General features: G+C 73.1%; 8 protein-coding genes. 5 read left to right on the plus strand and 3 right to left on the minus strand.

All coding sequences use genetic code 11. From position 1 onward, the window contains the following. Positions 1-140: 140 nt before the first annotated feature. Positions 141-1,145 carry a cytochrome c oxidase assembly protein gene (locus ACFWXO_RS24945; RefSeq protein WP_380526071.1) on the plus strand — a complete coding sequence of 335 codons (1,005 nt, stop codon included), beginning with the start codon at positions 141-143 and terminating at the stop codon, positions 1,143-1,145. Positions 1,146-1,297: 152 nt separating this feature from the next. After that, complete coding sequence (locus ACFWXO_RS24950; protein WP_380526073.1) at positions 1,298-1,936, plus strand: YdcF family protein; 639 nt, start codon at positions 1,298-1,300, stop codon at positions 1,934-1,936. 121 nt (positions 1,937-2,057) lie between these two features. Here ACFWXO_RS24950 and ACFWXO_RS24955 read toward each other — a convergent pair whose 3' ends face one another. Then, positions 2,058-4,277 (minus strand): NADP-dependent isocitrate dehydrogenase, encoded by a 2,220-nt coding sequence (locus tag ACFWXO_RS24955; protein ID WP_380526075.1) that lies wholly within the window; start codon positions 4,275-4,277, stop codon positions 2,058-2,060. A 413-nt stretch (positions 4,278-4,690) separates the two neighbouring features. On the opposite strand from ACFWXO_RS24955, the gene ACFWXO_RS24960 reads away from it, so the two are divergent. Both ACFWXO_RS24960 and ACFWXO_RS24965 read left to right on the plus strand, forming a co-directional pair. Next, positions 4,691-5,017 (plus strand): SAV_915 family protein, encoded by a 327-nt coding sequence (locus ACFWXO_RS24960; RefSeq protein WP_375885953.1) that lies wholly within the window; start codon positions 4,691-4,693, stop codon positions 5,015-5,017. Then, positions 5,014-5,343, plus strand: a complete 330-nt coding sequence (locus ACFWXO_RS24965; protein WP_380526077.1) for a hypothetical protein — start codon at positions 5,014-5,016, stop codon at positions 5,341-5,343. Before ACFWXO_RS24960 ends, ACFWXO_RS24965 begins: the two co-directional genes overlap by 4 nt. A 10-nt stretch (positions 5,344-5,353) precedes the next feature. On the opposite strand, the gene ACFWXO_RS24970 is transcribed toward ACFWXO_RS24965, so the two are convergent. Together ACFWXO_RS24970 and ACFWXO_RS24975 are read right to left on the minus strand one after the other, a co-directional pair. Continuing rightward, on the minus strand, positions 5,354-5,605 hold the full coding sequence (locus ACFWXO_RS24970) for a hypothetical protein (protein WP_360237083.1): 252 nt from the start codon (positions 5,603-5,605) through the stop codon (positions 5,354-5,356). A 91-nt stretch (positions 5,606-5,696) separates the two neighbouring features. Continuing rightward, positions 5,697-6,560, minus strand: a complete 864-nt coding sequence (locus tag ACFWXO_RS24975; protein WP_380526079.1) for an EamA family transporter — start codon at positions 6,558-6,560, stop codon at positions 5,697-5,699. 455 nt (positions 6,561-7,015) lie between these two features. On the opposite strand from ACFWXO_RS24975, the gene ACFWXO_RS24980 reads away from it, so the two are divergent. Next, positions 7,016-8,674, plus strand: a complete 1,659-nt coding sequence (locus tag ACFWXO_RS24980) for an APC family permease (protein WP_375885944.1) — start codon at positions 7,016-7,018, stop codon at positions 8,672-8,674. Positions 8,675-8,870 lie beyond the last annotated feature (196 nt).

Here is an 8,870-nt window from a genome sequence, read left to right on the forward strand (position 1 = left end):
ACCCGTACGGAGGGGGCGGCGGCACGCCCGGGGTAAGGCCCACCTAGGCTGTATGCCAAGCAAAACGGGCGAACCGGACCCCCAGTGGGGACCACAATGACGGAAAGCGGGACCCGCCGATGGGCGACGGAATGTCAGGAATGCACCACCACGGCGGGATGACCCCACTAGGCCCGTTCACCCTCTCCAACGTCTGGACCTGGTCCCCGGACTGGGTGTTCCTGCTCGGCGGCCTGGTCGCGCTGGCGCTGTACCTGACCGGCGTGGTCCGGCTGTACCGGCGCGGCGACCGCTGGCCGGTCGGCCGGGTCGTCGGCTGGGTCGCGGGCGTCGCCAGCCTGCTGCTGGTCACCTGCAGCGGGCTGAACGACTACGGCATGGTGCTGTTCAGCGCGCACATGATCCAGCACATGGTGCTGTCCATGCTGACGCCGATCCTGCTGCTGCTCGGCGCCCCGATCACGCTGGCGCTGCGCGCGCTGCGCCCGGCGGGCAAGGGCCGGCCGCGCGGTCCGCGCGAGCTGCTGGTGGCGCTGCTGCACAGCCGGTACGTCCGGGTGATCTCGCACCCGGCGTTCACCATCCCGATGTTCATCGCCAGCCTGTACGGGGTCTACTTCACCCCCGCGTTCGACTTCCTGATGCAGTACCGCCTCGGGCACATCTTCATGATGGTGCACTTCCTCATGACGGGTCTGGCCTTCTTCTGGCCGATCATGGGCGTCGACCCGGGCCCGCACCGCCCCGGCCACGTGATGCGGATCATCGAGCTGTTCATGGGGATGCCGTTCCACGCCTTCTTCGGCGTGGCGGTGATGATGGCCAGCCACCCGCTGGTGACCACCTTCACCGTCCAGAGCGCACCACCCGGCACGGACCTGCTGGAGGACCAGAAGCTGGCCGGCGGCATCACCTGGGCGTTCGGCGAGATCCCGACCGCGATCGTGCTGATCGCGCTGGTCTACCAGTGGATGGGCTCCGAGCAGCGGCAGGCCCGCCGCCGGGACCGCTCCGAGGAGCGCACCGGCGACGCCGAGCTGGAGGCGTACAACGCCTACCTGGCCTCGCTGCACAAGAAGGGCCAGCGCCCGGCCGCCGCCCCGGCCGCCGCGCCCACCGCCACCCCGGCGGCCGACGCCGGCTGAGCCCCGGCCCGCCCGCAGCGCCCGGCCCGCCCAGAACACCCGGCCCGCCCGGAACACCCGGAGCCCACGCCCTCCCCGGAGCCCACGCCCCCGGAGGACGTGGGCTCCGTCATGTCGTGGAACGGTCGTTCCCCCGGGCGCGTTCGAGGGGTATGCACGCCCTGTTCCTCCCCGCCGTCCTGCTCGGCGGGTACGTCCTGCTCTGGCTGCTCGGCTTCCTCGGCTGCGCGCTGTTCCAGCGCCGCCGCCCGGTGCCCGCCGGGGCCGACTACCTGGTGGTCCTGGGGGCCGCGCTGGACGGCTGCGAGCCCGCGCCGACCCTGGCGGCCCGGCTGGACGCCGCGCTGGAACGATTCGCCGCCGAGGAGGCCGCCGGGCACGCGCCGCTGGTGCTGGTGACCGGCGGCAAGGGCCCGCACGAGGACTGCACCGAGGCCGGCGCGATGGCCCGCTACCTGGTCGCCCGGGGCGTCCCGGCCGAGCGGATCCGGCGTGAGGAGCGGGCCGTGAACACCGCCGAGAACCTGCGGTTCAGCGCCACCCTGATGGCCGCCGAGCACCCCGGCTACCGCTGCGCCGTCATCACCAGCGGCTTCCACACCGTCCGCTCCGCCCTGGCCGCGCGCCGGGCCGGCGCCCCCGCGCGGGTGCTCGGCGCGGACGGTCCGCTCGCCCACGGCCCGTACCAGCTGCTGCGCGAGGCGGTCGGCACCGCCCTCGCCCTGCCGCGGGCCAACGGCGCCGCCGTCCTGCTGCTGACCGGGGCGGGAGTGGTGCTCGGCCTGGCCTGACCGGGCCACGGGCGCCCGCCGCCCGGTCCGGCGGCCCGGCGGGCCCGGTGGATACGCGAGGAGGCCCCCGGGCCCGCCGCCGCGGTCCCGGGGGCCTCCCGGTGCGTCAACCCGAAGGGTGTCAGCCGAGGTTGGCGATCGCCTCGTTGAAGGTCTTCGACGGGCGCATCACGGCCGCGGCCTTGGCCGGGTCCGGCTGGTAGTAGCCACCGAGGTCGACGGCCGAGCCCTGGACGGCGATGAGCTCGTCCACGATGGCCTTCTCCTGCTCGGTCAGCGCCTTGGCCAGCGCGTCGAAGGCCTGGGCCAGCTCGGCGTCGGCGGTCTGCTTGGCCAGCTCCTGGGCCCAGTACATGGCCAGGTAGAAGTGGCTGCCGCGGTTGTCGATGCCACCGAGGCGGCGGCTCGGCGACTTGTCCTCGTTGAGGAAGGTGCCGGTGGCGCGGTCCAGGGTGTCGGCCAGCACCTGGGCGCGGGCGTTGTCCGTGGTGGAGGCCAGGTGCTCGAAGCTGGCGGCCAGCGCGAAGAACTCGCCCAGGCTGTCCCAGCGCAGGTAGTTCTCCTTGACCAGCTGCTGGACGTGCTTCGGGGCGGAGCCGCCGGCGCCGGTCTCGAACAGGCCGCCGCCCGCCATCAGCGGGACGACCGACAGCATCTTGGCGCTGGTGCCCAGCTCCAGGATCGGGAACAGGTCGGTCAGGTAGTCGCGCAGGACGTTGCCGGTGACCGAGATGGTGTTCTCACCACGGCGGATGCGCTCCAGCGAGAACTTGGTGGCCTCGACCGGGGACTTGATCTCGATCTGCAGGCCGGTGGTGTCGTGCTGCGGCAGGTACGCCTTGACCTTCTCGATCAGCACGGCGTCGTGGGCGCGCTCGGCGTCCAGCCAGAACACGGCCGGGTCGCCGGTGGCGCGGGCGCGGGTGACGGCCAGCTTGACCCAGTCCTGGATCGGCAGGTCCTTGGTCTGGCAGGCGCGGAAGATGTCGCCGGGCTGGACGGCCTGCTCCAGCACCACGTTGCCCTCGGCGTCGACCAGGCGGACGGTGCCGGCGGCCGCGATCTCGAAGGTCTTGTCGTGGGAGCCGTACTCCTCGGCCTTCTGGGCCATCAGGCCGACGTTCGGGACCGAGCCGATGGTGGCCGGGTCCAGGGCGCCGTGGGCGCGGCAGTCGTCGAGGACGGCCTGGTACACGCCGGCGTAGCTGCTGTCCGGCAGCACCGCGAGGGTGTCGGCCTCCTGGCCGTCCGGGCCCCACATGTGGCCGGAGGTGCGGATCATGGCCGGCATCGAGGCGTCGACGATGACGTCGCTCGGCACGTGCAGGTTGGTGATGCCCTTGTCGGAGTCGACCATGGCCAGGGCCGGGCCCTCGGCCAGCTCGGCCTCGAAGGAGGCCTTGATCTCGGCGCCGTTCTCCAGCGCGTCCAGGCCGGCCAGGATGCCGCCGAGGCCGTTGTTCGGGTTCAGGCCGGCCGCGGCCAGCGCGTCGCCGAAGCGGGCGAAGGTCTGCGGGAAGAAGGCGCGGACGACGTGGCCGAAGACGATCGGGTCGGAGACCTTCATCATGGTGGCCTTGAGGTGCACCGAGAACAGCACGCCCTCGGCCTTGGCCCGGGCGACCTGGGCGGCCAGGAAGTCGTTCAGGGCGGCGGCGCGCATCACCGAGGCGTCGACGACCTCGCCGGCCAGCACCGGGACCTTCTCGCGCAGCACGGTGGTGGCGCCGTCCTGGCCGACCAGCTCGATGCGCAGGGCACCGTCGGCGGCGATCACGGCGGACTTCTCGGTGGAGCGGAAGTCGTTCTCGCCCATGGTGGCGACGTTGGTCTTGGAGTCGGAGCTCCAGGCGCCCATCCGGTGCGGGTGGGTCTTGGCGTAGTTCTTGACCGACTGCGGGGCCCGGCGGTCCGAGTTGCCCTCGCGCAGGACCGGGTTGACGGCGCTGCCCTTGACCTTGTCGTAGCGGGCGCGGACGTCCTCGTCCTCGGCCGTGCGCGGCTCGTCCGGGTAGTCCGGCAGGGCGTAGCCCTGGGCCTGGAGCTCGGCGATGGCGGCCTTGAGCTGCGGCACCGAGGCCGAGATGTTCGGCAGCTTGATGATGTTGGCGCTCGGGGTCTTGGCGAGCTCGCCGAGCTCGGCCAGGGCGTCGCCGATCCGCTGGGCCTCGGTCAGACGCTCCGGGAAGCTGGCGATGATCCGCCCGGCCAGGGAGATGTCACGGGTCTCCACCCGGACGCCCGCCGTCGAGGCGTACGCCTGGACCACCGGCAGGAACGAGTAGGTCGCCAGGGCCGGAGCCTCGTCGGTGTGCGTATAGATGATGGTCGAGTCAGTCATCGAAACTCCGCTTCACGTCTCCAACGTCTTGACGTCAAGATATCTCGTCCCGGGCCCCACTCTCCACCTCCCCCCGCCCCGGAGCGCGCGCCGGTCGGATCCGGGAGCCCGCGCGGGGCGCGACCGGCGGCCGGATCCACCGTGGTCCGGTGCGCGGCGCACGGCAAGCGGAGCGCTCCGGAGCCGTACGGGACGGGCGGGGTTGGGGCGGTTGTACGACACCGTTCGGGCCGAGTTCGGGCCGACGCGGGACTGGTGTAGTCCAATCGGGTGAGCCGGGTGTCAGGAGTGCGTCAACGCACCACCCCATTCGGTCAACGCTGCGTCAGGACCGGCGCGGTCCGGCAGGACCCGGCCTAGCGTCGGGACGAGCAGTTCCGGCAGCAACCACCACCCCACTCGGGAGCATCCGCATGGCCTGCGTCGTCTGGCACGTTCCGGTCACCACCACCGGCACCGGAAGCACCGCCGCCCTCCGCCTCTTCCGCATGCGCAACGGCGTCCGCTGCGCCGTCGGCTTCTCCAGCCCCGAGGCCCTCGCCGCCCTCCTGGGGCCGGACCAGGCCTGGACCGAACTCGGGGAGGCCGCGCTGCGCAACCTCACCCGGCCGCTCGGCGTCGACACCCTGGTGCTCGACCCGGGGCTGGTCGCCCCGCCGGTCACCACCCCCGCCACCGTCGGGGCCGCCCCCGGCACGGCCCCGACCGCGACCCCGACCGCCCGCCTCCAGCACCGGTGACGGCCCCGCTACAGCTCGTCCCGGACGGCTTCGAACCCGCTCCGGGCCGTCCGGAGCAGGTCCGGGCGCTGCACGCCATCGCCCGGATCAGCCACGGGCCGGTGCCGCTGGACTTCGACCGGCTGGCGACGGAGTTCCCGGCGGTCCAGAGCGGCCTGGCGCTCGCCGGGGACGCCGACCTGGAGCTGCGGCTCGCCTGCACGGGGCCGGAGGAGCTGCGGGCGGTCGCCGCCGCCCTGCACCGGGCCGGCGCCGCCAAGGTCAGGATCGACCTGGTGCTGCGGGCGCTGACCCCGGCGCCGGTGACGCTCCGGCCGGTGCCGTGAACCGGCCGGGTCACTCGAACCCGGGGCGCGGGTTCGGGTTGACCGCCTGGCCGTCGATCTCCGCCCCCCAGGCGTCCACCCCACCGGCGTCCACGCAGTAGCCGCTGCCCTCGACGTGCCCGCCCGCAGCCCGGCAGGTGGCGGCGGTGACGTCGCGCCGGGCGGCCCCCGCCGCCGAGGCGGTGGGGGCCGCGGCCCCGGCGGCGAGCAGGACGGCGGTCGCGGTCGTGACGGCCACCCGGGCCGCGCGTGAGGTCATCATGCGGCCCACGACAGCACGGCGGCGCGCCCCCGGCGACCACAGCTCGCCCGCCCGGGTGCACGCCGCCGCGCCACGCCGCCCGCGCCGCCCGCTACGCGCGGGCCAGGGCCGCGATCGCGGCCAGCAGCAGCGCCGAACCGGCCACCAGGCCCGCGGTGACCGGCTCGCCGAGGAACAGCACGCCGATCACCGCCGCCGTGGCCGGCTCCAGCAGCACCAGCACCGAGGCGGTGGTGCCCGGGACGGCCGTCAGCCCGGAGAAGTACCACCGGTAGGCGAGCAGCGTGGGCACCGTCCCGAGGAACAGCAGCGCTCCCCCGGTCAGCGCCGGCTGCCCGGTGCTGGGCAGCACGCCCTGGAAGGCCGCGAACGGCAGCAGGCAGAGCAGGCCGGTGACGAAGGCGCCCCGGTCGGCCCGGGCCGACCCGCCGGCCCGGGCCCACAGGGTCAGCCCGCTCTGGCCCGCGCCCGCGACCACCGCCAGGCCGACGCCCAGCACCGGCCGCGGCCCGGCGGCCGGGGACGCCACCAGCAGGGCCAGCCCGCCGAGGGCGAGCGCGACGGCGGCCACCGCCCGCCCGGTGAGGCGTTCGCCGAGCAGCAGGTGCCCGCCGAGGCCGGTGACCACCGGCCCCGCCCCGATGGTGACCAGGGTGCCCAGCCCCAGCCCCGCGCAGTGCACGGAGGCGAAGTAGGCGCACTGGCTGACGGCCAGCCCGAGGCCGGTCAGCACGGCGGAGCCGCGCCCGCCGCCGGAGGCCCGCCCGGCCCCCGAGGGCAGCAGTGCCAGACAGAGCGCCGCGACGCCGAAGCGCCAGCAGGAGACGGCCACCGGGCCGAGCCCGCTGGTGCGCATCAGCAGCGCGGCCACGGCTCCGCCCGCCCCCCAGGCGACGGCGGCGGCGGAAATGGACAACAGGCCGTGCCGGAACGGCACGGCGGTGCAGGAGGTCATGCGTCGGTACTCCACGATGGCTCGCCGGTTCAGGTCCGCGGGGTACGCGGGCGGCGGTCATCGCCCCGGCGCCGGGGGCGCTGCCTCCCGGCCGGGTCCGATCGGTGCGCCGCCCGCTAGCGGACCGGCGGCGGCAGGATCACGAAACGCACGGAACCAGCCTACGCCGCGCCTCCGGCGGCATGGCTATGCGGTTCGCGTCATTCCCATAAACGAGTGGGTGATCCATATTGCCGGACCGGACGGCGAAGCTCAATTGCCGCTCAAATACTGAACCTACTCGCGAGTCACGTAACACGCCCATGAACAGACGGCCCCCTACCTGCACGGATATCTGGCAAAGAAAGTAAACATTCAGCAATGGAATCTGTGCAGAGGTCTATGAATAGCCCTACTGTGTGGCAACTCTCCGCGCTCCGCCCACCCCGGAGCCCCCACACACAGAGAGATCATCCATGGCTTCCCTCAACCAGATCTCGCCGCCCGACCAGAGCTCCGGCACCACCGGGACCGCACACCGGTCGCTCAAGCGCCACGTCGGACTCATCGGCCTCATGTGGGCCTCGGTCGGCTCGATCATCGGCTCCGGCTGGCTCTTCGGCGCGAAGAGCGCCGTCACCGCCGCCGGGCCGGCGGCCGTCATCTCCTGGGGCATCGGCGCCGTCGGCATCGTGCTGCTCGCGCTCGTGCACGCCGAACTCGGCGGGCTCTTCCCGGTCTCGGGCGGCACCGCGCGCTACCCGCACTACGCCTTCGGCGGCCTGGCCGGCATGTCCTTCGGCTGGTTCTCCTGGCTCCAGGCGGCCACCGTGGCACCGATCGAGGTCGAGGCCATGATCGGCTACGCCAAGGACGTGCCCTGGGCCAGCGGACTGCAGCACACCAACGGCACCCTGACCACCAGCGGATTCATTGTCGCGACCATGCTGATGGCGGTGTTCGTCGCGGTCAATTTCCTCGGTGTGAAGGTCCTCGCCCGGACCAACAGCATCGCCACCTGGTTGAAGATCTTCGTTCCTCTGCTCACGATCTTCATGCTGGCGATCACCAGCTTCCACGCCTCCAACTTCACCTCGCACGGATTCGCCCCGTTCGGCGCCAAGGGCGTGCTCGCCGCGATCAGCACCAGCGGCATCATCTTCGCCCTGCTCGGCTTCGAGCAGGCCATCCAGATCGCCGGTGAGAGCCGCAACCCCAAGCGCGACATCCCCCGCGCCGTGCTCGGCTCGGTCGCCATCGGCACCCTGATCTACACCCTGCTGCAGGTCGTCTTCATCGGCGCACTGCCGGTCACCGCCTTCGCCAACGGCTGGGCGAAGCTGGACTTCCCCGGCATCGACGGCCCGTTCGCCGGCCTGGCCACCCTGGTCGGCCTCGGCTGGCTGTACTACGTGCTCAAGGTCGACGCGGTGATCTCCCCCGCCGGCACCGGCCTGATCTACACCACCTCCACCTCGCGCATCTCCTACGGCCTGAGCCGCAACGGCTACGCGCCGCAGAAGTTCGAGCAGCTGGACCGGAACGGCGTGCCGTGGTTCGGCCTGATCCTGTCCTTCGTGACCGGCGTGATCTGCTTCCTGCCCTTCCCGAGCTGGCAGCAGCTGGTCGGCTTCATCACCTCCGCCAGCGTGCTGATGTACGCCGGCGCCCCGCTGGCCTTCGGCGCCCTGCGCCGCCGGCTGCCCGACCGCGAGCGTTCCTACCGGCTGCCGCTGGGCGGCGTGATCTCCCCGGTCTCCTTCGTGGTCGCCAGCCTGATCATCTACTGGGCCGGCTGGCAGACCCTGTCCCGCCTGGGCATCGCCATCGTGCTCGGCTACGCCCTGCTCGGCGGCTACGCGGCCTACGCGATCAAGAACCGCCTGCCCAACGCGCCGCGGCTCAACTGGAAGGCCGCCCAGTGGCTGCCGGTCTACCTGCTGGGCCTCGGCCTGATCTCCTGGCAGGGCGGCTTCGGCAACGGCACCGGCCTGATCCCGCTCTGGTACGACATGGCGCTGGTCTCGGTGTTCGCGCTGGCGATCTACTACTGGGCGATCCGGGTGGCGCTGCCCGCCGAGGAGATCGAGCGGGAGGTGGCCGACGTCGAGGTGGTCGACGCGGGCGGTCACTGACCGCCTGAGCACCCCCTGTGACCCCCGAGACTCCTGACCCATGACACCCGGGGCCTGACGCCTGGGACCTGACAGGACGGGCCCGCCGGGGGGGGGGGGGCGGCGGGCGCGCGCCCGCCCGCGCGCGGGGAGTTGTGGGGGCGAGCCCCCCCCCCGCCGCGCCCCCCCCGCCCCCGCCCCCCACACCCCCCCCCCC

The sequence above is a fragment of the Kitasatospora sp. NPDC059088 genome (genome assembly GCF_042738155.1).
Taxonomy (GTDB): domain Bacteria; phylum Actinomycetota; class Actinomycetes; order Streptomycetales; family Streptomycetaceae; genus Kitasatospora.

Coding starts and splice junctions, on each gene's coding strand:
- ACFWXO_RS24945 (WP_380526071.1), top strand. CDS start 141: ATGCACCACCACGGCGGGATGACCCCACTAGGCCCGTTCACCCTCTCC.
- ACFWXO_RS24970 (WP_360237083.1), bottom strand. CDS start 5,605: ATGATGACCTCACGCGCGGCCCGGGTGGCCGTCACGACCGCGACCGCC.
- ACFWXO_RS24980 (WP_375885944.1), top strand. CDS start 7,016: ATGGCTTCCCTCAACCAGATCTCGCCGCCCGACCAGAGCTCCGGCACC.
- ACFWXO_RS24975 (WP_380526079.1), bottom strand. CDS start 6,560: ATGACCTCCTGCACCGCCGTGCCGTTCCGGCACGGCCTGTTGTCCATT.
- ACFWXO_RS24960 (WP_375885953.1), top strand. CDS start 4,691: ATGGCCTGCGTCGTCTGGCACGTTCCGGTCACCACCACCGGCACCGGA.
- ACFWXO_RS24955 (WP_380526075.1), bottom strand. CDS start 4,277: ATGACTGACTCGACCATCATCTATACGCACACCGACGAGGCTCCGGCC.
- ACFWXO_RS24950 (WP_380526073.1), top strand. CDS start 1,298: ATGCACGCCCTGTTCCTCCCCGCCGTCCTGCTCGGCGGGTACGTCCTG.